Consider the following 26,434-nt stretch of genomic DNA (forward strand, 5'->3'; position numbering starts at 1 on the left):
ACCACTAAGTAATTTATAGAGATTACAGATAGGGACCTGACTTAGATAACACCCCATCCAGCAGCCCCTTAGTCATTTTAGTAATGTGAGATAACTTGTTTTTTGTGAAAAATGCATAGATAAAAAATCGAATCGGCAAAAAACAGAGCTCTCTTACTTTAAAGCCTGTGGGTATATAATCTCTACGTAGTAAAGAAATACAATTTCTGAAAAAATAATAATGCCTGATTGGTGAATGTACAGGTAATTTCTTACCAAATACGTTTATTGGCTCATCACCAAGTGTATGTTCCATAACTACATATGGAACGCCAATAACACGCCACCCAAGACTTTTAGCCCGCAAACACCATTCAATATCAACATAATCTATAAATAGCGAGTCATCGTGAGGTCCTATGCATTCCCAAGACTTACGACTGATGATGCTGCCAGACGTAATAAGATAATCGGCCTCAATCAGCTTGTCCCCTTCAGCAGGAACCCTACATAACCTACCTTGTTTAAACGTGATGAATGGCGCTTTCTTGGCTAAACGCGTATCAAAATATGCAGGACCAACAACTGCGACATGACTGTCCACAAAACCGGAACTGACCGCGATCAATGTATCGATCATGGACTGATCTGGATTACTGTCTTGATCAAAGAAAAAAACAAAATCAGCACCATCTTTAAATGCCAGATCAGCTCCACAGTTCAATGCAGTAGCAATCCCCTTATTTTCACCTAATGTTAATACACTGACATTGCTTGGGATAACAGCAGAAATAGATTTACAATCAATCTCGGGGGTATTATCTACTACATAAACAAGGTCTACCAAAGTTGACATCTTTATTATTCTTGGAACCACATCCGCATCAGGGAAGTATGTTACGATAACAGCAGATGACTTAAATGGTTTATATTTTTCCATGAACACCAACAAGTTTTCTATATAAAAAATTTAAGATATGCTTCACTAATCCTGTACCACCTCTGTTTTTATAAACATCCTCAGCTCTTAACTTGTATAAAAAAAGCTGCCATTTAAATCTTTTATAGAAGCTAACCAGCGGTATTATTTTCGATTCAGGTTTAGGCGGGACATTGCTAGCTGCAAGCAACGTCTTATGCCAAGCCATAGATATGATATTCACATCATAATGTTTTTTTACAAACTCATGAGCAGTATGTGCAAGATGATCCCGTAGTGCTGCATCATCAAGCAGAGAGGATATAGCTAATAACCATTCCTGAGGGTTTAATGAATAACAAACAAGTCCATTAACATTATCTTTTAATGAGCCTTTATATGACAAACTATCAGAATATATACCAGCTGTATAACAAGCTGAATATTCACGAAACTTGTTGTTTGTTTTATAACAATCGGACTCTGATCCCAAAAGAGGGGCCAAACCAATTTTCCAACCACGTGAATATTGAAAACTTATATAATCTGCATAACTTGAAACCGGTTTGAAATATCTAATCCGGTCAGATATCTTTAGACCTTCAGGCATAACACCTGCAAACTCAAAGACAACACGTGGATACTTTTCTAATATATCAGGAATGACATTTTTTAAAAAATTAATATCTTTTAGCCTGCTAGAACTACCAGCAAAACCTATCCTTATCTCTTCCCCACAATAAGAATGCACCCCCTCAAGAAGATTAAAATCAAACATAGGAGGAACAACAGAAACTCGTTTTGTATAGCGTTCTCGGATATAGTCAGCTAGCGGTGCAGAATTACACAGAACCATTGATGCATGGCCAACAATATACTTTAATCCGTCGCGAATAATCGGATGTTGATAGTACTTTGCCAGCGGAGTATCACCTTTAATTTCCCAGAAGTTGTCATCTATATAGTATACAAAAGGGATAGCCTTTTGAACATAAATACGAACCATCTGAATGGTTTCAGGTGAAGCGCTTCTGATAATTATTGGTAAATGTTCTTCATTGTCATTTAATAACTTATCTAGATTGCTCAAAGCATTTTGGGATATCTCTTTTTTTAAATTAAAAAGGTTAGGGTTAGCTAAAACCCTCTCAACAAGCTGGGTGGTGGCTATCTCAGCCTCATAGATAAGGATTGTATTTAATTTTAGTCCAAACATGCATTATACTTTCTTCGCCCTAAAAAAATAATTTAGTGATGTTTTCAACTTCACTATTAGATTCTTAATGAAATATTTAAAAAACTCATGTTCTCTCTGCCTTAGCATTTCTTGCAACTCAATGATTATGTTGTACCGCTCATCTAATAAAATTTGTTTTTCCGATATGTATTTGTCCTTATTTGAAATAACCTCTTCCAAGGAGGCCATTCTATCTGAATATAAACATTCTTTACTATTAATTTTTATAAGCCTGTTATAAACATCCAAAGACGTCACTTGATAAATAAGGTTATCATGTAAGTCGAATATACGACTTGAGTGACTCTTTCCTATAACAACCGCCCTAGCCATCAAGAGCTTCTTATTGATGCTTTCACTAGTTTCTAGCTTAATCACATCAAATATTTTATCCCAGCTCTTCATAGAGATATATGCTTGAGGACTATCCGAATAAACAGCAGTCTCATCAGTACATAAAATTGCGTTTGCATATGTTGCACAGACTAACGCATTATCTGTTTTATAAGGTCTATTAATACTATCACTTGAAGAATGCAAAATGAAGTGACAACGAAGAGAGCGAAGTTTTATCATCAACATTTGCCAATCAGGCTCAAAGTCTATGAACATTAACTCGATATTCAGATTCCTAAAGACACCCTCATATATATTTTTATCCTTATCACAAAGACCGGCCATTATCAGCCTTATTTTTTTTTCGCAGGCCAGACTTTGTATCTGAGGGACAACATCATCATAAAATGACGTTAATCTATGAGCACCACCAATAAAACCAAATACAATAAGCTCTGCGAGGTCTTGATACTCTAAATCGAATGGAAAGGAAATAGTAGAGTAATTGTTAGAGTGTATGTAAACTAATTTGTGTGGTAAGTAAGACTTATATTCGCTAGTAAGATTTTGGGTGCTACACCACACTTCATCAAAACACTCATATGATTTCACGTCAGCAAGAGAACTATCAAATATCGATTTTCCATTTGCTTTTAGCTCATTACTACTCAACAAGTACAAGTTATCATCAACATAGTAAACAACTTTTATTTTTAATTCTTTTGCTCTTACTATCCAATTTAAATAACTCTTAATGCCTCTAACTACAATAAGTGCTGATGCCCTAGACAACAGATCGACAGAGGCCGTATGCACATTTACCAGACGAATTCTATACTTTATTTCTAAAGGTAAAAAACCAAAAGCATGAGATATTGTTGCAGTACTATAACCATCATACAAAATAATTATAATGGCATCCTTTTTACTATCACACCATCCTCGTTTGATTGCGTGATTATATGCCAACTCTGAGACTGTAATCTTGGATAAATAATCAAAATCTTCATCAACCTCAAAGACATCAACACATTCAAAAGTGGATGGCTGTAACATTCTGTTTCTATTTTTCTGTCTCCGGAAATAATTCCCCCAAGAATCAAACGGATATGTGTTACCTAGAGATTTCTTATTTGAAAGCCCAAACTCATCCGCAACTAGCACATTATGATGTTCTAATGCATACTTTTGTGCAATACGTTGCCATAAATCCCAGTCGCAATTACGGGACATTAGGATATGCGGGTCATAAAAACCTACGTCATTTATTATTTTTCTTGGTAGTAGTACCGCGCTATTACCAACATAATTAAATATATATATATTTTTGTTTTCAGACTGCCCAAGATAAAAATCAGATCTTCCATCGGCAGAAATCAGCCTTACATTACCGTAACAAAGAACATCATCTCGACTATCGATGGCGCTTAACAGAACTTCAAATGCATTAGGGTATATGAAATTATCATCAAACGCAAAAAATATATATTTCCCTGTTGACCTCTGTAATGCCTCCCACTCGGACACTGCTGGTAAACCAATATTTTCAGGATGTTGAAGTAGATGAATCCGATTGTCAAAATCCATATAACTCTTAACCAATTCGGTTGTATTATCCGAACTTGCATCATCTACAATAATGACTTCAAAGTTTCTAAATGACTGTGCAATGATTGAATCCAATACTCTTTTGAGAAGCCCGTTATGGGCCTTCTCGAAAGTTGGTAACAATACTGACACAAGGGGCGGTGTAGCATCCTTATTTTTATTAGGAACCCAGATAGTTGCTTCAACCAAATCCTTTACACGCATCTACAGAACTCCTGTTCTCTCATATTCCTTTATAACGCTATCTTTATCACCATCAGCAATAACTTTGCCAGATTTAATCCATATAACTCGGTCACAATACTCTCTAATCAACCCCATAGAATGACTAGTGAAAACCAAAATTTTTCCATTCTGCATAAACTCAAACATACGATCTTTTGCTTTTGCAGCAAAGTTCATATCACCGGCACCAACGACTTCATCTAATAAAAGAATTTCGGGGTTAATTGATGTAGACACAGCGAACGCAAGACGTATAAACATTCCTGCAGAATAGGTTCTCACTGGATAATTTAGAAATTCACCAAGCTCTGTAAATTCAGCTATTTTGTGAATTTTCTCTTCAACTTCATCAGGCTGCATACCCAATAGAAGCGCTCGAATTCTAATGTTGTCCCAACCGGTTTGATGCATTTCAAAACCAGTGGCAAACTCAAACATGGGACATACATGACCAATAACATTTACTTTGCCACTCGTTGGCGGATATATACCTGCCATGAGTTTCAGTAAAGTACTCTTTCCTGCACCATTTAGTCCAATAACGCCGACACGCTCACCTTGCCCTATAGAAAGGTTTATATTGTCCAGAGCTTTTACATATTTGACATTATTATCTCTCTGTAAAGCACCAATGATTCTGGACTTAAGAGAACCTCCATTCATATTTACTTTGAAATGGACAGATGCATTTTCGAGAGAAATTTTCAATTCATTACTCATAACATATAAACCACTTGACGAGAATATTTCCTGACAACAATCACTGCCAAAATAAATAGTGTAAATGCATAAATAAACGCATTCAAGTACACATCATAACTTGCAAGCGAACCATTTATAAATGGATACCTGACAATTTCCATTGCATAATAGAGTGGGTTGTATTTATATACAAAATCCAATCCGCGAGCAGATAACATTTCGGGTGTATACATTACCGGTGTCACATAAAATAGCACTTGCATTACACTTGAAAATAGATGAGGAATATCTTTAAAACCTGCACCTATATGTGAAAATATAACCATCGTCAATAAATTAATAATTATAAACAATGCCATACCAGGTAAAGAGCAAATAACACCTATAACTGTTAACTTACCATAACAAGCCGCAACCACAAGAAACACAATCAAGCCAACTAGTAGCACAATTATATTTGACACTAAAGTTCTGAATACATAGACAGCCTTAGGGAACGTAAACTGCTTAATGTATCCCTCAGCAATAATAAAGGTACTACCGCCCTCTATGATTGAAGAAGTCAAGCTCCCCCATAACACTAACCCAATAGCAAGAAATGGTAAAAAATTGCTCATATCTTGATGAAAGAGATGACCAAATATAACCCCAACAGCTAACATTAGCGCAGCTTGATTTATAAGCAGCCAAGCTGGACCGACAATTGATCCTCTAAATCGAGATTTTATATCTTGCAAACCTAGAAATAACCAAACTCGCCATTGCCGAAGAGCTTCAATATATTCAGTCACATTATACTCCTATAACTTTACTCATCTTTATAGCGGTTGGTGTTTCATCAATAATGGTAAAACCTATAGAATCATAGAGCCTGATTGCTCTTTCATTACTAGGTAAGACTTCTAAATAAAGTTCCTTCAATCCATATGCAGCACAAGCATCACAAAGCAAGATGATTAAACGCCTCATCATCCCTTTGCCGGCAAAGTCTGGAGAAACAACAAATCTCCCTATCTCTGCTTTACCTTTATTCAAATCAATATCATATACGGCAAGTTGACCTACTTTTTCACCGAATGACTCGCCAATTAAAACAACATCAGTATCTTTCCCTAAATAACTTTCATACCACCTAAAGTGTTCATCCATATTAATTAATTTGTCATAGAAAAAAAACTGGCGCACACCATCGCGGTTGCGCCAATTTAGAGTGTCACCAAGATCTTTTTCATTTAGGGGCCGCAAAAGCAGCCCCTCATTTTTAATAGAAAGGGCTGGTTTCATATTATTTCACGTACTTGTTAATGAGTTCAGCTACGAATTCGACGTCTTGACGTGACACCCCCATATGCATGGGTAGCGATAAGATTTCATCACTAGCTTTATGCGACTCAGGGCACATGCCTGCACCATGCGCATACATACGATATGCAGTATTATCACGGTAATGTACCCCAGGATATACATCATGTTCGTGCAACGCCAACATGACTTCATCACGATTACTGATTCTAATCTGGAATAAATGTCGTGAGGACTCACATCCTTCCGCCATAGGAATTGTTTTTATTTTATCATTTTCAACAAACAACTCTTCATACCATTGAGCAAGTTGACGGCGATATGCATTATCTCGGTCAAGATATTTAAGAGATACGAGTGCAAGACCAGCCATAATTGAATTGCCATGATACTTGAAGCCGACTTCTTCAACATCATACATCCATTTATATGCGCCTTGAGTAGTGGTTCTAGCAAATGTATCTTTGTTAATACCAAGCCAGCACAGCTTACGAGCTCGAGCATCATCTTCTTCATTTTTAAAGCAAATCATACCTGAGTCAGCAGTAGGCATATTTTTGACAGCTTGGAAACTGAATATTGTTACATCAGCATCATAGCCAACATGTTTACCGTTAAAACGGGTGCCAGACATATGAGCAGCATCAAGAATAAGCTTCAGATTGTGACGGTCACAGATTTCGCGAATTTTATTATACTGACCTACGTTGCCACCTAACCCGACAAAGATAATAGCTTTAGTTTTACTGGTTATTTTCTTTTCTACATCAACAGGGTCAAGACAAAGGTGCTGATCTACATCAGCAAACACCGGCTTAAGGTTTTCATATAAAATAGCATGATTGCTTGAAACAAAAGTCAAAGGTGTAGTGATAACCTCATCATCATCTTGCCAACCCTGCTCACTTTTAAACATATGAAAAGCAAGATGGAGACCAACTGTATTTGAAGCTAAAAAGTGAGCATGTGGCAAACCAGTATACTTTTTCCACTCTTCTTCAATTTGCTGAGTTTTAAATCCCAGACCAGTCCAACCTTTTTCAAGACATTCACGAACTTGTTCAAGGCACTCTTCAACACGAAATGTTGGAACAAAAAGCTGAATAGACACAGGTTTACTCCTAATTTTTAGTAGGTTTCTATTTGTAACAAGTTTGCAGCATTACGATCTTTTTCTGAAAGTAACACTTCATGATTTATAGGCCAATCAATATTAAGTGTAGAATCTTGCCAGTTTAATCCTCTTTCATATTCTGCATATCGATAGTCTGTTGTTTTATACAAAAATTCAGCTGTTTTGCTAGTAACATAGAAACCATGAGCAAAACCCTCTGGTATCCATAGTTGTCGCTTATTCTCAGCACTTAAAAATACACCAACCCACTTTCCAAATGTTGGTGATTCTCTGCGAATATCGACAGCAACATCATAAACTTCGCCCTCTACACAACGAACCAGTTTTCCTTGTGCGTGTTGAATTTGATAATGTAAGCCGCGGAGTGTTCCTTGTATCGACTTAGAGTGGTTATCTTGGACAAAGTTAACCTTTTTACCGATAGCAAGCTCAAACTCTCGATGATTAAAGCTCTCAAAAAAGAAACCACGTTCATCTTCAAACACTTTAGGTTCGATAATCAATACATCATCAATATCTGTTTTAATCACCTTCATTTCTCTTCCTATAGTTCTTAAGCACCCACCATCCGTAATAAATACTGACCATAGCCATTCTTTGAGAGCGGCTTTGCTAATCTCAAAACTTGCTCTTTATCTATAAACTTCTTTCTATACGCGATTTCTTCTGGGCAAGCAACTTTCAAGCCCTGACGCGTCTCTATTGTTTGAATAAAATTACTTGCTTCAATAAGACTCTGATGAGTACCGGTATCGAGCCAAGCATAACCACGCCCCATCATAGCGACAGATAGTTTTCCTTGCTCTAAATAGATGCTATTCACATCAGTAATTTCAAGCTCACCACGGGGGGATGGTTTAAGGCTCTTCGCGATCTCAATTACACTATTGTCATAAAAATAGAGTCCCGTCACTGCATAGTTACTCTTGGGCTTCAGGGGCTTTTCTTCCAGTGAAATTGCTGTTCCTTGAGTATCAAACTCGACAACTCCATAACGCTCAGGATCTTGTACATGATAGGCAAATACAGTAGCACCACTCTCTTTAGCTGCAGCAGCCTCCAGCTGTTTCTGAAGATCGTGGCCATAAAAGATATTATCGCCCAATACCAAGGCACAGGGATCTGAACCAATGAATTGTTCACCAAGAATAAATGCTTGCGCTAATCCATCCGGACTTGGCTGTACCTGATATTGCAAGTTCAAGCCCCATTGACTGCCATCACCCAATAATTGTTCAAAGCGAGGAGTATCTTGCGGCGTGCTGATGATCAAAATATCTCGAATACCAGCCAACATCAGGGTGCTGAGCGGGTAGTAGATCATAGGCTTGTCATAAATAGGTAGTAATTGTTTGCTCACTGCCATCGTTACAGGATAAAGACGTGTGCCTGAACCACCAGCTAATATAATACCTTTACGTTTTTTCATATTGACATAACCTATAGTTAGTATATTAAGTTTTATTTTGCCATGAGTTCAGTCAACATTCTCTCCACACCACCTTTCCATTCCGGCAAAACAAGATTAAATTCACGCTGGAATTTTTCAGTGCTAAGTCTTGAATTCATAGGCCTAATTGCCTCACGTAAAAAAGATGCTGATGGAACTTCGATAACTTCCTTCACCTTGATGTTTTTATTTTGTTTTTTAGCAAAATCAAATATAAAAAGCGCATATTTATACCAGCTTGTAACTCCGCTAGCAGCTACATGATATAAGCCATACTTAGATTCATCCTCTAAGACTATTTTAATTGCATGAACACTACAATCAGCTAATAAGTCTGCACTAGTAGGAGCACCAAACTGATCATTAACAACTGAAATGATATCTCGTTCTAATCCAAGATTTAAAATAGTCTTGATAAAATTATCGCCATATGTGGAATAAATCCAACTCGAACGGAATATTAGATATCTATCACAATATTGTTGCACAGCTTGCTCACCAGATAACTTTGTTTTCCCATAAAAATTTACTGGAGAAGGGTTATCTAGTTCATTCCATGCTTGAAAACCGCTACCATCAAAAACATAATCAGTTGAGTAATGCACTAGTAAAGAACCTAACTTATTTGCTTCTTTGGCCACTACCTCTACACTCTCGGCATTAATTCTCATGGCTATATCCTGCTCTGTCTCAGCAAGATCTACAGCGGTATAACCTGCAGCGTTGACAATAACATCAGGCTTTAGTGATCGTATCGTCTCAATCAGCCCGTTAGGATTCAAAAAATCGCCACAATAATCTTTAGAATCATGACTTAGTGCCGTTAATTTTCCGAGCGGAGCTAGTGCTCGCTGCATCTCCCATCCCAACTGGCCATTTTTACCAAACAGCAGAATATGCATCAGGCACGATCCCCATAATTCTGCTCAATCCAAGATTGGTAGGTACCACTCTTGACGTTGCTGACCCACTGCTGGTTATCCAGATACCACTGCACGGTTTTGCGAATACCTGACTCGAAAGTCTCCTCTGGCAGCCAATCGAGCTCACTGCTCATCTTGCTGGCATCGATGGCATAGCGGCGATCGTGACCGGGACGATCCGCTACATAGGTGATTTGATCGCGGTAAGAGCCCGCTTTCGGCACCATCTCGTCCAGCAAATCGCAGATGGTGTATACCACCTCCAGATTCTGCTTCTCGTTATGACCGCCGATATTGTAGGTCTCCCCGACCAAGCCCGTGGTCACCACCTTGTAGAGCGCGCGCGCGTGATCTTCCACATAGAGCCAGTCACGGATCTGGTCGCCTTTGCCATAGACAGGTAACGGCTTGCCATCCAGCGCGTTAAGAATGACCAGCGGGATCAGCTTCTCGGGGAAGTGGTACGGGCCGTAGTTGTTGGAGCAGTTGGTGACGATGGTTGGCAGACCGTAGGTGCGGCGCCAGGCGCGCACCAGATGGTCGCTGGAAGCCTTGGAGGCAGAATAGGGGCTGCTGGGGGCGTAGGGGGTGGTCTCGGTAAAGAGCGGCAGCGTCTCACCGGCAGCCACTTCATCCGGATGGGGCAGATCACCATACACCTCGTCAGTGGAGATATGGTGGAAGCGGAAGGCCGCCTTGCGCACCTCATCCAGACCGTTCCAGTAGGCGCGCGCCGCTTCCAGCAACATATAGGTGCCGACGATATTGGTCTCGATAAAGTCAGCCGGGCCTGTGATGGAGCGATCAACATGGCTCTCAGCGGCCAGATGCATCACAGCATCCGGCTGGTGCAAGGCAAACACCCGATCCAGCTCGGCGCGATTGCAGATATCCACCTGCTCAAACGCATAACGCTCGCTTGTCGATACATCGGCCAGGGATTCCAGATTGCCGGCATAGGTAAGTTTATCGAGATTGATAACGGAATCTTGGGTATCACAGATGATATGGCGCACCACGGCAGAGCCGATAAAACCAGCGCCACCGGTAACGAGAATTTTCATAGATATGTTATCTCTTGCAAAGAGTTGATATGTGACAGGTGCGGACTGAAATGGAGTAAAACGCTGAAGAGTTGAGGCAATGTCTAAAATTCACTCAATATCCGAGATCCGGGGATCTGACATTTTAAACAAAGCAAAAGTTACATTGATAACAGGTAAACATCATGGCTACCGCCCCTGGGTTACAGCCCCCAGCTTGCTGCTTTTTACCATATTGCTCACGCCTTTGGTCATCATGCCTCCAGCATCGTTATGTCTTGGCAGCGTTGATCGCAACCCCCTCTCACGGGCACGCCGCGAGTTGGCACACTGCACCAGCCCGATTTTATAGGGAATTCTATCCCGTTTTTCCCAAGGATGAACAGTTGAAAGTAATTTGTGATGGGGGCAACTTGAGGCTCATCACAACATCAAGAGCGCGAAACGCCTTCTCATACCTCGCTTTTTCAATTACAACCACGCAATTTTTGCTTACATTTTTCACAAAAAACAGGGCAACCCATGGGGTTGCCCTGTTTGATTGTCAGCCAAACCAAAGCTGGCTGGCGATTTATTGGACTCTGTTCAGATTAGCTAAACCTGCATGCCATCAGTCACCTTTTGACTCAACTGCTGCAGCCATGCACGCCTCTTTACTCTTGTGGCTAGTGAAGTAACGCATCACCAACACAAAGAAGAGCGGCACGAAGAAGATGGCCAGCACGGTGGCGCTGATCATCCCCCCCATCACGCCGGTACCGATGGCGTTACGACTGCTGGCACCGGCGCCGGAGCTGATCACCAGCGGCAGCACCCCGAGGATAAAGGCGAGCGAGGTCATCAGGATCGGACGCAGACGCAGGCGTGCCGCCTCCACCACAGCTTCACCCAAGCCCATCCCTTTGTCATAGAGCTCTTTGGCAAATTCCACGATCAAAATCGCGTTCTTCGCCGACAAGCCTATGGTGGTGAGCAAGCCTACCTGGAAGTAGACGTCGTTTTCCAACCCGCGCAGGGTGGCAGCCACAATGGCCCCCAACACACCCAGCGGTACCACCAGCATCACCGAGAACGGAATGCTCCAGCTCTCGTAGAGGGCCGCCAGACAGAGGAACACCACCAGCAAGGAGATGGCGTAGAGCGCGGGTGCCTGTGAACCGGCCTGACGCTCCTGGAAGGAGAGCCCGGTCCACTCGATACCCACCCCTTCCGGTAGCTGTTTCACCATCTGCTCGATGGCGGCCATCGCATCACCGGTACTCTTGCCAGGCGCCGCCTCACCGACGATCTCCATCGCCGGCACGCCGTTATAACGCTCCAGACGCGGCGAGCCGAAGCTCCACTCGGTGCTGGCAAAGGCGGAGAAGGGCACCATCTGACCGGCACTGTTACGCACATACCAGAGTTTCAGATCTTCCGGGTTCATCCGGAAGGGGGCATCCGCCTGCATGTAGACCTTCTTGATCCGGCCACGGTCAACGAAGTCATTAACGTAGGACGAGCCCCAGGCAGTGGCCAGGGTGTTGTTGATATCCGCGATGGATAGCCCCTGCGCCAGCGCCTTCTCGTAATCGATCTTGATATCGAGCTGCGGCGTATCTTCCATCCCGTTCGGACGCACTCGCACCAGAGTGGGATCCTGCGCCGCCATGCCGAGCAGCTGGTTACGCGCCGCCATCAGCTTGTCGTGACCGATACCGCCGCGATCCTGCAAGAAGAAGTCAAAACCGGTCGCCGTCCCCAGCTCCGGGATCGGAGGCAGGTTAAAGGCGAACACTTGCGCCTCCTTGATGCTGAACAGATAGCCCATGGCGCGGCCGATGATGGCATTGGCGCTGCGATCCGGGCTCTTGCGCTCGCTCCAGTCCTTGAGCTTGATAAAGGCCATACCCGCGTTCTGGCCACTACCAGCGAAGCTGAAGCCGGATACGGTCAGGACGGAATCTACGTTCTCCTTTTCGTTTTTCAGGAAGTAGTCGCGCATGTCCGCCAGCACCACCTCGGTGCGCTGCTTGGTGGCCCCCACCGGCAGCTGCACCATGGACATGATGACCCCCTGATCCTCTTCCGGCAGGAAGGAGGTGGGCATTCGCATAAAGAGCACTGCCAGTACCGCCAGCATGGCACCGTAGATCAGGCTGTAGCGCACGCCCTGTTTGATCACCTTGCGCACGCCGCTCTGATAGCGGTTGGTACCGGCATCAAAGGCGCGGTTGAACCAGCCAAAGAAGCCGCGCTTGGCTCCAAATTCGCCATGTTTCATCGGCTTGAGCAGGGTGGCACAGAGCGCTGGGGTCAGGATCAACGCCACCAGCACCGACAGCACCATGGCCGAGACGATGGTCAATGAGAACTGGCGATAGATGGCACCGGTCGAGCCGCCGAAGAAGGCCATCGGCACGAACACGGCGGAGAGCACCAACGCGATCCCCACCAGCGCGCCGGTGATCTGGGTCATCGACTTGCGGGTCGCTTCCAGCGGGGAGAGATCCTCCTCGCTCATCAGACGCTCCACGTTCTCCACCACCACGATGGCGTCATCCACCAGCAGGCCGATGGCCAGCACCATACCGAACATGGTGAGGGTATTGATGGAGAAACCGAACGCCGCCATCACCCCGAAGGTACCGAGCAGCACCACAGGCACCGCAATGGTCGGGATCAGGGTGGCGCGGAAGTTCTGTAGGAACAGATACATGACGCAGAACACCAGGAAGATCGCCTCGATCAGGGTCTGCACCACCTCCTCGATGGAGATCTTCACAAACGGCGTGGTGTCGTAGGGGTAGACGATCTCCATGTTGGCCGGGAAGTAATCCGACAGCTCATTGAGCTTGGCACGCACCTTCTCGGCGGTATCCAACGCATTGGCGCCGGTCGCCAGCTTGATGGCGACCGCGGCGGTGGACTGGCCGTTGTAGAGCGCATCGGCGTCATAGCTTTCGCCCGCCAGCTCGACCCGGGCCACATCTTTCAGCCGTACCTTGGAGCCATCCTGATTCACCCGCAGCAGGATGTCGTTGAACTGCTCCACGGTAGAGAGACGGGTCTGCCCCATGATGGTGGCGGTGAACTGCTGATCTTCTACCGACGGTGTGCCGCCCAGCTTGCCGAAGGCCACCTGGGCGTTCTGCGCCTTGATGGCCGCCTGCACATCCCCCGGGGTCATCTGCACCCGGTTGAGTTTGTTGGGATCGAGCCAGACCCGCATCGAGTACTGGCTGCCGAACAAGGTGATATCCCCTACCCCGTCCAGACGGCTCAGGGGCTCCTTGATGTTGGAGACCACATAGTCCGCCAGATCGTCGTTGTTCATCGAGCCATCGCTGGAGATGAAGGCCGCGACCATCAGGAAGCTGCTGGAGGTCTTCTGTACCCGGATCCCCTGCTGCTGCACCTCTTGCGGCAGCAGCGACATCGCCTGCTGCAGCTTGTTCTGCACCTGCACCTGGGCAATATCGGGATCGGTCCCCGGCTGGAAGGTGAGGGTCACCGACACCCGCCCCGCGGAGTCAGACTGGGAAGACATGTAGAGCAGGTGATCCAGCCCGGTCATGTTCTGTTCGATGATCTGGGTCACCGAGTCCTCCACCGTTTTGGCGGAGGCGCCCGGATAGCTGGCAGAAATACCGACAGCGGGCGGCGCAATGCTCGGATACTGGGCGACCGGCAACTTGATGATGGCCAGGCTGCCCGCCAGCATGATCACCAGCGCGATCACCCAGGCAAAAATGGGTCTGTCTATAAAAAATCGAGCCATGAAGCGACTACTCCATCCTACTTGTTGGCCGGGGTGTTGGACGCAGCTTGAGCAGACGCTGCATCAGCACCCTGCTCGGCGGGATTGACCACGGCGCCCGGTCGTACTTTCTGCAAGCCAGCCACGATCACCCGCTCGCCGGAGGTGAGCCCTGACTCCACCACCCAGTTGCTGCCGACGACACGGCTCAGCTGCACGTTGCGCAGCTCCACCTTGTTATCAGCGGTTACCACCATCACGGTGGCGCCGCCATTGGGGGTGCGAGTCACGGCCGTTTGCGGCACCAGCAGCCCTTGCGCCCGCTCACCTTCTTGCAGGGTGGCGCGCATGAACATGCCGGGCAGCAGCAGTTGGTGGGGATTGGGCACAATCACCCGCAGGGTCACCATGCCGGAGGTCTCATCCACGGTCACATCGGAGAACTGCAGCGAGCCCTCTTCGCCGTAAGTGGAGCCATCTTCCAGCTGGAAGGTCACCTTGGCCCCCTTCTGCTCGTCCTGGGTCAGCTTGCCCTCGGCAACCAGTCGCTTGAGGCGCAGCAGATCGGCGGTGGATTGACGCACATCCACATACATGGGATCGAGCTGCTGAATGGCGGTCAGGCTGGCAGCCTGCTGGGCGGTCACCAGCGCCCCCTCGGTCACCGCGGATTTACCGATGCGGCCACTGATGGGGGCGGTGATACGGGTGTAACCGAGATTGATCTCGGCAGTGCGCAGGGCCGCCTTGCTCGCCATGATCTCCGCCTTGGCCTGCTTCCAGCTGGCGTCGGCGTCGTCATAGTCCTGACGGCTGATGGATTTGACCTTGAGCAGCTCCTGATAGCGCTGCGCCTTGAGGCGGGCACTCTGCTCGTTGGCCTCGGCCTTGGCCAGATTGGCTTTGGCGCTGGCGACTGCCGCCTGATAGACAGCCGGGTCGATCTGATAGAGCAGATCGCCCGCCTTCACATCGCTTCCCTCGGTAAAGAGGCGCTTGAGGATGATGCCGCTCACCTGCGGACGCACTTCGGCCACCCGCAACGGGGCACTGCGACCGGTCAACTCGGTGGTCAACATCAGCGGACCGCTCTGCAGAGTCACCACGTTGACCGCCGCGGGAGGCATACCGCCCTGTCCCTGGGGTGCGCCCCCCTTGTCACCACAACCTGCCAGCAAGCCTGTAGCCAGCAAGGCAAGACCAACTGAACGAGCAAGAATATGTTTATGCATGAAACACCTGAGCCTTTGCCAGTCAATGAACAATCAGGGCCGCATGGGCCCTGTTGGTAAATAGTCGAAAGATGAGGCAATATACATACATTCATAAATGTATGTAAGTGACTTTTTGCTTGCATGAGGCACAAATTTCGATGGCCAGACGAACCAAAGAAGAGGCGCAGCAAACCCGCTGCCACATCATGAGCACGGCGCTGGATCTGTTCTGCTCTCAGGGCCTGGCCAAGACCAGCCTGACCGACATCGCCAGGGCGGCAGACCTGACCCGCGGGGCCATCTATTGGCACTTCAAGAACAAGGATGAACTCTTCATTTCGCTCTGGCAGGAGCTCTGCAGCCCCCTCGCCCATCAGCTCGACGCCTGCCTCAATCCAGATGAGCCGGATCCGCTGGGGCAACTGCGCCTCTTCTTCGAAGGGGTACTCCACAGCTTCATTCACAATCCGGCCCAGCGGCAGATGTTCACCATCCTGTTCAATCTCGAATCGCTGGAGGGGGAAGCCATCTCACTGCGCGAGCATATCCGCAGCCAGTCCGCCAACTTCTTTCGGGACCTGGAGACCACCCTGGCCAATGCGGTACGGCGAGGCCAATTGCCAGCCAACCTCAACCTGCAGCGCGCCGCCACCCTGCTCCACTGCACCCTGGATGGCTACATCATCAACTGGCTCCACTTTCCGGGGCGGATAGACCTGCAGGGCGAATCCGCCTTTATGATAGAGAGCATGTTCACCATGCTGGCCCAGCCCCACGGGCCTGCCTGTGGCCGCTAGCCGGCTCCAGCAACTCCCCCCCATCCAAATCGGGGCCTGACCGCGCGCTTTGGCAGTCAGGCCCCGATTTGTTACCCTGTGCGCCCCCTGCTTGAGGTAACCCCTGTGCCACACTCTGACGCCATCCCCGCTTCCCGGCCCTTGAACGACCAGCACGCCCACGCTCAGGCTGCCTTTGTGGCGCGCCTTAAACCCGGCGCTCACCTGCTCAATGGTCAATGCGGTATGGGGGAGGATCTGTGCTGGCTGCGTGCAGAAGGGTATGTGGTCACCGCCTGTGAAGCGGTACTGGCAGACGCCAGAGTTGCCTCACAGCAATCCGGACAAGCAGTGCGGGTCTGCCCGCTGGCGAAGATGCACTCGGTGCTCCCTTACGATGGCATCTGGTTAAGCCGCCCGCTTGATGGCGACGCGGCCACCCTTGTTCCCCAGTTGCAACAGCTGGCGACCCTGCTCAAAGCGGGTGCTCCGCTCTGCTTCCCCCTGCCCCCAAGCGGCAAGATAAGTCACCATCAGCTACAGCAACTGGTCACCACATCCGGGATAGCACTGCAACTGGCGCCGATGGAAGCCGTATCAGCCAGTACGTCAGATTCCTCAAGTCAAAACGCCACCCAGTACGTCATGTTGGTGCGTGGCGATCATCAGGCCACCTAACGGGCTAATTCATCACGGATTTTCCCGTTCAACGCCAAGCCGACAGCTAGTCGGCGATCTTGGCTTTCGACAATATTTAACTCGACGTTAACGCAGAAAAGGCAGACATAACACGGCTTACGTGTTAAAAAGTGTGATTAATATCAAATTTTAATAACAAAACAGACAATACAACCAACTCCGGATTTCCTTATGAAACTTGTCCTGAAACTCATTGCTGGCATCCTTGCCGGTCTCTTGCTCGGTCTCTACGCCCCTGAGTGGGTGGCGCGCGTGCTGTTTACGGCCAAGACAGTGATAGGTCAGCTCATCACCTTCACCATTCCGCTCATCATTCTGTTCTTTATCATGAGCGGCATCGCCAGCCTGCCGAAAAACTCCGGCAAGCTGCTGGGCAAAACCGTGGCCCTCTCCTACTGCTCCACCATTCTGGCAGGGCTGTTCGCCTTTACCGTGGCGAGCCACCTTATCCCGCAGTTCACCACCGCCGCCGAGCCCACCACGGCCACGGCTATCAAACTCGCCTCCTACGTCAATCTGGAGATCCCGCCGCTGTTTGGCGTGATGTCGGCACTGGCCGCTGCCTTCGTGTTCGGCATCGGCATCAGCGCCACCCAGGCCACCGATCTGCGCCGGGTCGCCGATCAGGGTCGTGACATCATCGACCGCCTGCTGGCTAAGGTGATCATTCCGCTGCTGCCGTTCTACATCGCCGGCGTCTTTGTCGAGATGACGGTAGAAGGCACCGTATTCGCCACCCTGAAAACCTTCGGCGTGGTACTGGTGATGGCCATCCTGATGCACTGGATCTGGCTCTCCGTGCTGTTCGTCGGTACCGGTCTGGCCCTTGGCCGCTCACCGGCCCAGCTCATCAAGAACATGCTGCCCGCCTACTTCACCGCGCTGGGTACCATGTCGAGCGCCGCCACCATTCCGGTCGCCCTGCAATCGAGCAAGAACAACGGGGTGAGCGACGGTATCGCCAACTTCACCGTGCCGCTGTGTGCAACCATTCACCTCTGTGGCTCCACCATTACCCTGGTCACCTGTGCCACCGCGGTGATGTTCCTCTCCGAACATCTTGCCATTCCGGGCATCGAGACCATGCTCCCCTTCATCATGATGCTGGGGGTGATCATGATCGCAGCCCCGGGCGCCCCGGGTGGTGGCGTGATGTCGGCGCTGGGTCTGCTCACCTCCATGCTCGGCTTTGGTGAAGCCTCCATCGCCCTGATGATCGCCCTCTATCTGGCGCAGGACAGCTTCGGCACCGCCTGCAACGTCACCGGTGACGGCGTGATTGCCCTGTGGGCGGATCGCTTCGCCAACGGTAGCGAGAGCGCCGCTCCAGTGGCCGAGGCCGAACAGGCGTAAGCTCGTCGGGAAGGCAACCGCCATCCTCTGCAAAACCGCAGGCCCGAACCGTGTTCGGGCCTGCGTCGTTTCTGCCACTTTCACTGCTTTTGTACGTATTCCTCCTCCCCCTCTTTACCCCCCCTCTGCCGTAAACAGCACTGGCGCAGCTCTCTACACCCGACAAAATTATTGGCATATGCTACATATGAGCGTATAAATGGCTTATGCCAATTAGGAGCCACCATGCCAAGACCCAAGATTACCCGCCAGATCTGTGGCCACCCCGCCAACAGCTGCTTCAAACCCAACGGCCGCCCCATGCATCAGCTGGAACAGGTCACGCTGGCCCCTGACGAGTTCGAGGCACTGCGCCTCGTCGACCTTCAAGGAATGCAGCAGCAGGAGGCCGCCCTGGTGATGGGGGTCTCCCGCCAGACCCTGGCCAATATCCTGAAAAAAGGGCGCTACAAGGTGGTGGAGTGTCTGAGTCTGGGCAAGGCATTGATGATGCAACCCACCGAGCCCGACCACCCAAGCAGTGGAGAAGAGCCGACATGAATGCTGTCACAACCATGACCACCACCCCCTGCAACAGCGCCCTGATGCTGAGTCAGGGGCTGCTGGCTGGCCACTTTACCCGTGCCGAGCAGCTGCAAATTCTTAACCCCGAAGGGAACGTCATCGCCACCCTGCCCAATCCGGCCGCAGCCGAAGGCTGCCACGGCAAGCAAGCGCTGCTCGACGCCCTCACCCATCATCAGGTGGGTCAGGTGGTGGTGCGCAATATCGGCGAGCGGATGCTGGGTCGCCTGCTGGCGGTCAATATCCGGGTGCTGCAGTGCCGCTCTGCCCGCCTGCCGCTGCCCGCGCTGCTGGCCCCCGCCAATTTGCAACCTCTTACCGAGGCCAGTCAGGGCCGTCCATCTCGCCGTCATCAGAACAAGGCGACTATCCGTGCCATCCAGCCCCTCGGCGCAGGCCAGAGTCATGCGAATTGCCACGGTGGGTGCAACAGTGGCTCCGATCACTGTTGCGCCAGTAGTGGCAATCAGGCAGAGAGCCCACTGCAAGGCCATACTTGTTGTCACGACAGTGAGGGCGCAGGCCAACAGGGCGGTTGCTGCCATCATCACTGATGCCATCGCCGTGCATGTCATCACCATCAAGGAGAAGAGATCATGTCCATCTGGTTGTTGAGCCTGCTCGCCTCGTTCGTACTGATCCTGGCCATGGGCACCATCATCTGGTGGCGCCAATACCAGCTTGCCCAGAAGCGGGAAGATAAAGAGGTGCGTCCCTGTGGCTGCTCCAGTGCCTGCGCGGATCACCTCTATCAGATCAGCGAGCCGACGCCCAAAAAGTAACCTGACCGCAAACGCCATAGCCGCAGATAGAAGGTCGGCAAAATAAGGGCGCGTGGAATCGAGAGGCGCATAAAAGAGAGGGGGCACCTGCTGGTGCCCCCTCTCTATTTACTCCTTGTCATGCTTGAACCACCCCTTTCCCCCTTATGCTCATCACACGCGCTCAACCCGGCTCGGCGCCGCTGGGCGCCACACTCGCAGAGCAGGCCGGATCCTGATACTGCTGATAGATGGCATAAAACTCGGCCTTGTTCTGCAGGGCCGCAGCGACACAGGCGGGATCAAACTGGCTGCCGGCATGCTCCTCCAGATAGGCAAACGCCGTCTCGAACGGCCATGCCTTCTTGTAGGGGCGCTCGCTGGTAAGAGCATCAAACACATCGGCCACCGTCACGATGCGTGCTGCCAGCGGGATCGCCTCCCCCGCCAGCCCCAGCGGATAGCCAGTGCCGTCAAAGCGTTCGTGATGGCTGGCGATGATATTGGTCAGCATATCGGTGTGGTGAATGCCATCGAGACCAAACTCGTTGATCATCAGACTGATCATCTCCCGCCCTTTGCCTGGGTGGATCTTCATGATCTCGAACTCTTCCGGCGTCAGCTTGCCCGGCTTGAGCAAAATGGCATCCGGCACCGCAATCTTGCCGATGTCGTGCAGCTCGGAGAAGAGGTAGATAAACTCCACCTCCTCATCGCTCAGCCCGCTGGTCGGGGCCAGCGTCTTGGCGATCAGCCGGGAGTAGGCCGACATCCGGTGCAGATGGTTGGCGGTCTCCTCATCCCGATAGCGGCTGAACTCCCGCGCCGTGGTCAACGCGCCGCCAAGGGTCTGGATGGAGAAAAACTCCACCGCAATGATGGCCGAGAGCGCCTGGGCATAGGCCGACAGCTCGCTACGGATCGGCTCCTCGAAGTATCCCGGCTCCATGGCATCGCAAAACAGAAAACCAAACAGCTTGCTGTTGAACAGCAGCGGCTCGGTATAGCTGGAGGCATAGCCCGCCTCCAGCACCTTGCGGCTGTGCTCCGATGCAGAGCCACGCAGGGCATCCAGATTGCCGAGCACCCGGGGCTGCTTGTGCTCCGCCAGATAACTCAGGGAGGGAACATCGCTCAGCTTCACCTCATATTGCACCAGTGGCGAGGGCCCCTCGGTGCTGTGGGCAAAGGTCTTGAGCTGATCGGTATGGGGATCGTAAATCGCGATGGCCACCCGACTCAGCTTGTCAAAGCGCTGCCTGAGCGTGGCATGTACGCTCTGCATTTTTTCGCCAAATGAACTTTCCATCGCCTTCTCCAACGGGTTCCCGTACCGGGAGTATAGTGACTCCCGGTGCTCTCCTCTCTGTCACCAGATCAATATTGAGAGGAAAATCAACAAAGCAGCGTCCCCACAACAAGCCCGCACGGCAGAGGCAATAGCCCTATCAAGGGCGCGCCATCAACGACTGTTGGTGCGGCCCAATCTTGCCTGGTCGGAGATATTGTTCGGTTCTGCCATGCTGGCTGTATAGTTTTTGGTTAACCATTCCGGTAAAATCCGCGCCCTTAAAGAAGAGCCACCTAAGAGTGATTGAGCGATGTCCAACACAAAACAGGCCCCCAAAGTAGGATTCGTCTCCTTGGGTTGCCCCAAAAACCTGGTCGATTCAGAACGCATCCTGACCCAGCTGCGTACCGAAGGGTACGATGTGGTGCCCAGCTATGACGATGCCGAGCTGGTCGTCGTCAACACCTGCGGCTTTATCGACAGCGCGGTGCAAGAGTCGCTGGAAGCGATCGGCGAAGCGCTGGCCGAGAACGGCAAGGTGATCGTCACCGGCTGCCTTGGCGCCAAAGAGAATCAGATCCGCGAGATCCACCCCAAGGTGCTCGAGATCACCGGCCCCCACGCCTATGAAGAGGTACTGGGCCACGTCCACAAATATGTGGAGAAGCCGCAGCACAACCCCTTCACCAGTCTGGTACCGGCCCACGGCGTCAAGCTGACCCCGCGCCACTACGCCTATCTGAAGATTTCCGAAGGGTGCAACCACCGCTGCACCTTCTGCATCATCCCCTCCATGCGCGGGGATCTGGTGAGCCGCCCCATCGGCGACGTGCTGGCCGAAGCCAAGCGCCTGAAAGAGGCCGGCGTGAAGGAGCTGCTGGTGATCTCCCAGGACACCTCCGCCTACGGCGTCGATGTGAAGCACCGCACCGGTTTCTACGACGGCATGCCGGTCAAGACCAGCATGGTCGCCCTGTGCGAAGAGCTGGCCAAGCTCGATATCTGGGTGCGCCTGCACTACGTCTACCCCTACCCGCACGTAGATGACGTCATCCCGCTGATGCGCGATGGCAAGGTATTGCCCTACCTCGATATTCCGCTGCAGCACGCCAGCCCGCGCATCCTCAAACTGATGAAGCGCCCGGGTACCGTCGAGCGCACCCTGGAGCGGATCCAGAAGTGGCGCGAGATCTGCCCGCAGATCACCCTGCGCTCCACCTTTATCGTCGGCTTCCCGGGCGAGACCGAAGAAGATTTCCAGATGCTGCTGGACTTTATCGACAAGGCGGAGCTGGATCGCGTCGGCTGCTTCAAATACAGCCCGGTCGAAGGGGCGCTGGCCAACGAGCTGCCGGATCCGGTACCGGAAGAGATTCAGGAAGAGCGCTTCCAGCGCTTTATGGAGCTGCAACAGCAGGTCTCCATCCGCAAACTGGCCCGCAAAGTGGGTCAGGAGATGACCGTTATCATCGACGAAGTGGACGAAGAGGGTGCCACTGGCCGCTCCTTCGCCGATGCGCCGGAGATCGATGGTCTGGTCTACCTCAACGGCGAAACCAGCCTCAAGCCGGGCGACATGGTCAAGGTGCGGATCGACGAATCCGACGAATATGACCTGTGGGCCAGCCTGATCAGCTAATTGAGGCCTTACCAGCCAAATGGAAAAAGCGCCTGCGGGCGCTTTTTTATTGCTTGAATGACGCAGGCAAAACCTCTGGCCTAGCTCAAATCATGGAGCGCCTTGCCAAGGGGCGGCGTGAGGCGCAAGTCAGAGAAGCGCACCGCCAACCCCTGCCGCTCCGGCGTGCCGCACATCACCCCGATAAAGCAGCGCTCGCTTGGCGGGAACGGCGCGAGGCGCAGCAGCGGCCACACTTCGCCATCGGTGGAATATTGCAAACGCAGGCAATCGGCCAGCCGGGTCAGCCGCAGCCAGAAGCGGCGCGGATTACCGGTAAAGATGCCGGTGGCCCAGTCAGATCGCGGATTGGTCAGCACGCTGCCGATCATCGGCTGGGCATCGTTGTACTCTATCCCCGCTTTGAGCCAGTGCGCCTCGTCTTGCAGCAGCATCAGCCCCGCCTGATCGTAGAGGGTGGTGAACTCCCCCTCGACGCAGACCTGAAAGGTAAACTCCCCCGCCACCTCGCAACCATAGAGATGCCCGCTGTGGCGCTCGAAGCCATACCAGGTGCTGCGCCAAAAATCGGTCTGCCGGTCTGTCACTACCTGCAAACCGTCGTCTGTCTGGTGCCACTCGGCCGGTTCATTGAGCCAGCGCCATTCCATCCCTTCCATCATCCTGCTTTGCTCCTTTTTATCCCGCATAATCCCGCACAAATGGGGCTCGCCAACGCCTCGTCCGGTCACGGCAGGTCATGGCTGCACCTCTGCGGAACCCATAAAAGGAGTCAATAGTGTCGCTATTGCCGCCCCGATACAAGGCTTGTGCGTTGCGCCATCAGTGCGCCCCAAAAAGCGCGGGGGGCCTGATGGCCCCCCGCAAACACACCGGATGAGAAAATGCCTTACTTGGCGGCGCTATCCTTCACGCACTTCTGGACAAAGCTGTTCTTGGCCGCGCCAGCCAGCTTCTTGTCGGCCGCCGCCTTCTCGCACTTGGCCGCCGGATCCATCGCCGCCCCCGTCTTCACGCACTTCTGGATAAAGCTGTTCTTGGCCGCACCGGCCAGCTTCTTGTCGGCGGCCGCCTTCTCGCACTCGCCGGACGCGGCGCCCGCGGCATCTTTCACGCACTTGCCGACAAAGCTGGTCTTGGCGGCGCCGTTAAGCTTTTTGGCCGCGGCCTGTGCCTCGCACTGCAACTGGGCTGCGTCGTTGGCAAAGACCGGATTGGCCAGCAGCACGCTGCCGCAGAGCAGGCCAAACAGGATGGTACGCTTCATGGGAGATCTCCTCTCTATCTGGTGATGTGTTTGCATGGTCATATTTGCATGACGATGTGTTGCAAATGGCTGTGATTGCAACAGCTGATTGTTGCCGCAGCTCCCCCGCCTCGCCAGCTTGGGAGACGGAGCAGAGGGCAACCATCGCCCGCACTATAGCGCCGATTGGCCATGCGGGATTGTCCCCGCAAGGCCTTCTCCAACAGCAAGCCGGCCCCCTACTTTCCCGCCACGCCCGCCAACCCCAATAAAATCAAGGGCCGTGGGAATCCGGTGCCCATCCACAGCGATTTCTTGAGCCAGCGCATAAAACGCAGATATTCCTGATAGTTACGTCACTTTTTGACTGGTGCGGCAGGATTCGATTGGCTTAACATAGCCATCCGGTGCCTATTCATCTGCGATGGGCTGCTGCCCTCGCTGGTTATGGAGCATTTTGGAAGCTGTAATCCACGGGCGGTAGCGTTGGCTCGACGAGAGACAGATATCTTGACAGGCAATTTAATTGTCGCAAATAAATAGCTGTCAATTAAAAATCGCCTTCTTGCTATATTTTATTATCTTACTTCGTTTAACGCCAATCTACAGGGTTAAAAAACTAGATATACAACCCTTATTCTCTTAAAAGGTCTTTCCAAGGAAAAACAAATGTTAATTTATGTGAATCAGTTTAATCTGATAGGTGATAATGCAACAAATAGAGCATTTAATACTATTGCGGGATGGTTAAAGGAAAAAACTGGAAAGATATTTAGCATTGAGCAACTTAAAAGCAGCGATGAATTCAAACTAGAACGTTCGACGGTAAGGACTTATGCTGCAACTCAATTTGAACCCTATATGCATTCTGTTATGTTAACACACCCAGATGACCAAGTTAGTGGAAGGCAATGGGTAACTGAAATAGGTGTTAAAGAATGCCAAACATTTACTCAGATATCAATTCTATTAGAAACGAGTGACATTAGCACACAGGTTGTCGAAATACCGACAACAACAAGACCAAAGCTTGTTACATACTTAAGCAAAAATGTAGAACTTGATCGTGATACTATTGGAAAGCAATTAAAAAATTATAGTAATACAACTGACAGTTTTATCTCACTAAGTTCTGAAATTGAGCGAGAAGATAGAAGTCACCCTATAATAATAATAAGCAATGGGACCAATAGAAAACCTCTAATAAATCCATTAAAGCTACAGGAACAATTGTTTGGATTGGCTCAAGTTGTTTCTACTACAGAAGAAATTGATAGCTGGGAAATGGAAAGAGTTCTAACGCGGCGTTACTCTGCTTGGGGGGGAGCTATAAATATAATCTATCCATCACAAGGCCGTGGATTCTGTTATAATAGATTGTTACTTTCCTCCACTATTGAGGAATGGAAAGCCAATCATATAAATATAAACTCTCAAATCCTATCAATAATCACTCATACTACAAACGGATTTAGGAAAAAGCAACATTTTAGCCCAACCGATGTAAGGGCAAAAAGGCAGAAAGATCAAAGAGTTTTTTTAAAAAATAAATTTGATGAACTTCAAGATGACCAAGGATTTAAACAACTAGCTGAAGATGCATTTTCACAATTAGATGAGCATGAGGCAATAATAGATAGATTAAAATCCGATTTTAATGAAGAGTTAACAAAATGGATAAGTGAGTTATCTGATGAGCAGAACAAAACTGAAACTCTTACAGCAGAAAACAGAGCCAAACAACATCAAATAGAAACTTTAAAGTATCAACTAAGTCAAAGTGCAAATAAAGGTTCGCAGAGTGAAACATTTTTCTCTCCAACGGAAATCACTGACATCCTCGTTGATGGGCTAACCCCAAAAACTTCTCTCCTTCTTATTTCAAAGTTATTTCCAAACAGAGTGTTAATTTTGGATGACGCATATCACTCAACAACAAAATCATTGTCATTCAAGAATTCGAGCAAATTACTCAGCCTTCTAAGTAGATTGGTAACAGAATATTTAGACTTGGTTTTATCTGAAGGGGACGCCAAAGCTAGATCTTTATTTGGTGCAGCATATTCAGCTAGTGAATCAGAAACTGTAGAGAGAACAGACAAATACGCCTCTCAGCGAACCTTTAATTATGAGGGTGCTGAAGTCCCCATGTTTAGACATTTAAAGATTGGTAACTCAAGAAACCCTGATGAAACTATTCGTGTATATTTTCACATTGACACCAAAAAGAAAATAATTGTTATTGGATATTGCGGGCCACATCTGGATGTTGTATCGACATAATAAATACTTA

At 49.5% G+C, this 26,434-nt stretch carries 24 protein-coding genes; 8 read left to right on the forward strand and 16 right to left on the reverse strand.

The genetic code is table 11. The annotated features are described in order from the left end of the window. Positions 1-22: 22 nt before the first annotated feature. The 13 genes from I6L41_RS10140 to I6L41_RS10200 all read right to left on the reverse strand — a co-directional run bounded on the left by I6L41_RS10140 (position 23) and on the right by I6L41_RS10200 (position 15,830). The gene (locus I6L41_RS10140; protein ID WP_216958536.1) at positions 23-919 is read right to left on the reverse strand and encodes a glycosyltransferase family 2 protein; all 897 of its coding nucleotides are present in this window, start codon (positions 917-919) and stop codon (positions 23-25) included. After that, complete coding sequence (locus I6L41_RS10145; protein WP_216958540.1) at positions 906-2,114, reverse strand: glycosyltransferase; 1,209 nt, start codon at positions 2,112-2,114, stop codon at positions 906-908. The genes I6L41_RS10140 and I6L41_RS10145 overlap by 14 nt, the downstream gene beginning before the upstream one ends. A 3-nt stretch (positions 2,115-2,117) precedes the next feature. After that, positions 2,118-4,283: a glycosyltransferase gene (locus tag I6L41_RS10150; protein ID WP_216958543.1), complete on the reverse strand. Its 2,166-nt coding sequence runs from the start codon at positions 4,281-4,283 to the stop codon at positions 2,118-2,120. After that, positions 4,284-5,024: an ABC transporter ATP-binding protein gene (locus I6L41_RS10155; protein ID WP_216958546.1), complete on the reverse strand. Its 741-nt coding sequence runs from the start codon at positions 5,022-5,024 to the stop codon at positions 4,284-4,286. It abuts the gene before it with no gap. Then, complete coding sequence (locus I6L41_RS10160; RefSeq protein ID WP_216958549.1) at positions 5,021-5,797, reverse strand: ABC transporter permease; 777 nt, start codon at positions 5,795-5,797, stop codon at positions 5,021-5,023. The genes I6L41_RS10155 and I6L41_RS10160 overlap by 4 nt, the downstream gene beginning before the upstream one ends. A gap of 1 nt (position 5,798) precedes the next feature. Continuing rightward, entirely contained in the window at positions 5,799-6,290 is a 492-nt protein-coding gene (locus I6L41_RS10165; RefSeq protein ID WP_216958552.1) for a GNAT family N-acetyltransferase, read from the reverse strand. 1 nt (position 6,291) lies between these two features. Next, entirely contained in the window at positions 6,292-7,419 is a 1,128-nt protein-coding gene (locus I6L41_RS10170) for a DegT/DnrJ/EryC1/StrS aminotransferase family protein (protein ID WP_123173466.1), read from the reverse strand. Between the two features lie 17 nt (positions 7,420-7,436). Then, positions 7,437-7,979, reverse strand: coding sequence for a dTDP-4-dehydrorhamnose 3,5-epimerase (gene rfbC / locus I6L41_RS10175; RefSeq protein ID WP_216958556.1), 543 nt, complete (start codon positions 7,977-7,979; stop codon positions 7,437-7,439). A gap of 17 nt (positions 7,980-7,996) precedes the next feature. Beyond that, entirely contained in the window at positions 7,997-8,872 is an 876-nt protein-coding gene (gene rfbA / locus I6L41_RS10180) for a glucose-1-phosphate thymidylyltransferase RfbA (RefSeq protein ID WP_216958558.1), read from the reverse strand. 32 nt (positions 8,873-8,904) lie between these two features. Beyond that, entirely contained in the window at positions 8,905-9,795 is an 891-nt protein-coding gene (gene rfbD / locus I6L41_RS10185; protein ID WP_216958562.1) for a dTDP-4-dehydrorhamnose reductase, read from the reverse strand. After that, positions 9,795-10,880, reverse strand: coding sequence for a dTDP-glucose 4,6-dehydratase (gene rfbB, locus I6L41_RS10190; protein WP_216958565.1), 1,086 nt, complete (start codon positions 10,878-10,880; stop codon positions 9,795-9,797). The genes rfbD and rfbB overlap by 1 nt, the downstream gene beginning before the upstream one ends. A 589-nt stretch (positions 10,881-11,469) precedes the next feature. Then, positions 11,470-14,619 (reverse strand): efflux RND transporter permease subunit, encoded by a 3,150-nt coding sequence (locus tag I6L41_RS10195; protein WP_058057711.1) that lies wholly within the window; start codon positions 14,617-14,619, stop codon positions 11,470-11,472. Positions 14,620-14,636: 17 nt separating this feature from the next. Beyond that, complete coding sequence (locus I6L41_RS10200; protein WP_216958567.1) at positions 14,637-15,830, reverse strand: efflux RND transporter periplasmic adaptor subunit; 1,194 nt, start codon at positions 15,828-15,830, stop codon at positions 14,637-14,639. Between the two features lie 140 nt (positions 15,831-15,970). Between I6L41_RS10200 and I6L41_RS10205 the strand changes: the two genes are divergently transcribed. The 6 genes from I6L41_RS10205 (at position 15,971) to I6L41_RS10230 (ending at position 19,986) form a co-directional block, all read left to right on the forward strand. After that, the gene (locus tag I6L41_RS10205; RefSeq protein ID WP_005359187.1) at positions 15,971-16,609 is read left to right on the forward strand and encodes a TetR family transcriptional regulator; all 639 of its coding nucleotides are present in this window, start codon (positions 15,971-15,973) and stop codon (positions 16,607-16,609) included. A gap of 105 nt (positions 16,610-16,714) precedes the next feature. After that, positions 16,715-17,266 carry a hypothetical protein gene (locus I6L41_RS10210; RefSeq protein ID WP_216958570.1) on the forward strand — a complete coding sequence of 184 codons (552 nt, stop codon included), beginning with the start codon at positions 16,715-16,717 and terminating at the stop codon, positions 17,264-17,266. Positions 17,267-17,458: 192 nt separating this feature from the next. Then, positions 17,459-18,640, forward strand: coding sequence for a dicarboxylate/amino acid:cation symporter (locus I6L41_RS10215; RefSeq protein WP_005359180.1), 1,182 nt, complete (start codon positions 17,459-17,461; stop codon positions 18,638-18,640). Positions 18,641-18,865: 225 nt separating this feature from the next. After that, positions 18,866-19,180 (forward strand): DUF134 domain-containing protein, encoded by a 315-nt coding sequence (locus I6L41_RS10220; RefSeq protein ID WP_216958573.1) that lies wholly within the window; start codon positions 18,866-18,868, stop codon positions 19,178-19,180. Further along, complete coding sequence (locus I6L41_RS10225) at positions 19,177-19,758, forward strand: NifB/NifX family molybdenum-iron cluster-binding protein (RefSeq protein ID WP_216958576.1); 582 nt, start codon at positions 19,177-19,179, stop codon at positions 19,756-19,758. The genes I6L41_RS10220 and I6L41_RS10225 overlap by 4 nt, the downstream gene beginning before the upstream one ends. A 42-nt stretch (positions 19,759-19,800) precedes the next feature. Continuing rightward, positions 19,801-19,986, forward strand: coding sequence for a hypothetical protein (locus I6L41_RS10230; protein WP_005338109.1), 186 nt, complete (start codon positions 19,801-19,803; stop codon positions 19,984-19,986). A 163-nt stretch (positions 19,987-20,149) separates the two neighbouring features. On the opposite strand, the gene I6L41_RS10235 is transcribed toward I6L41_RS10230, so the two are convergent. Further along, positions 20,150-21,274, reverse strand: coding sequence for an HD domain-containing phosphohydrolase (locus I6L41_RS10235; protein WP_069554797.1), 1,125 nt, complete (start codon positions 21,272-21,274; stop codon positions 20,150-20,152). A gap of 292 nt (positions 21,275-21,566) precedes the next feature. Between I6L41_RS10235 and rimO the strand changes: the two genes are divergently transcribed. Next, on the forward strand, positions 21,567-22,895 hold the full coding sequence (rimO, locus tag I6L41_RS10240) for a 30S ribosomal protein S12 methylthiotransferase RimO (RefSeq protein WP_216958579.1): 1,329 nt from the start codon (positions 21,567-21,569) through the stop codon (positions 22,893-22,895). Between the two features lie 80 nt (positions 22,896-22,975). On the opposite strand, the gene I6L41_RS10245 is transcribed toward rimO, so the two are convergent. Together I6L41_RS10245 and I6L41_RS10250 are read right to left on the reverse strand one after the other, a co-directional pair. Next, positions 22,976-23,557 carry a DUF1349 domain-containing protein gene (locus I6L41_RS10245; RefSeq protein ID WP_216958582.1) on the reverse strand — a complete coding sequence of 194 codons (582 nt, stop codon included), beginning with the start codon at positions 23,555-23,557 and terminating at the stop codon, positions 22,976-22,978. Between the two features lie 227 nt (positions 23,558-23,784). After that, on the reverse strand, positions 23,785-24,162 hold the full coding sequence (locus tag I6L41_RS10250; protein ID WP_042083566.1) for a hypothetical protein: 378 nt from the start codon (positions 24,160-24,162) through the stop codon (positions 23,785-23,787). 648 nt (positions 24,163-24,810) lie between these two features. Between I6L41_RS10250 and I6L41_RS10255 the strand changes: the two genes are divergently transcribed. Continuing rightward, entirely contained in the window at positions 24,811-26,424 is a 1,614-nt protein-coding gene (locus tag I6L41_RS10255; RefSeq protein WP_216958584.1) for a hypothetical protein, read from the forward strand. The last annotated feature ends 10 nt before the right edge of the window (positions 26,425-26,434 follow it).

The organism is Aeromonas sp. FDAARGOS 1411, assembly GCF_019047125.1.
GTDB classification, from domain to species: Bacteria; Pseudomonadota; Gammaproteobacteria; order Enterobacterales; family Aeromonadaceae; genus Aeromonas; species Aeromonas veronii.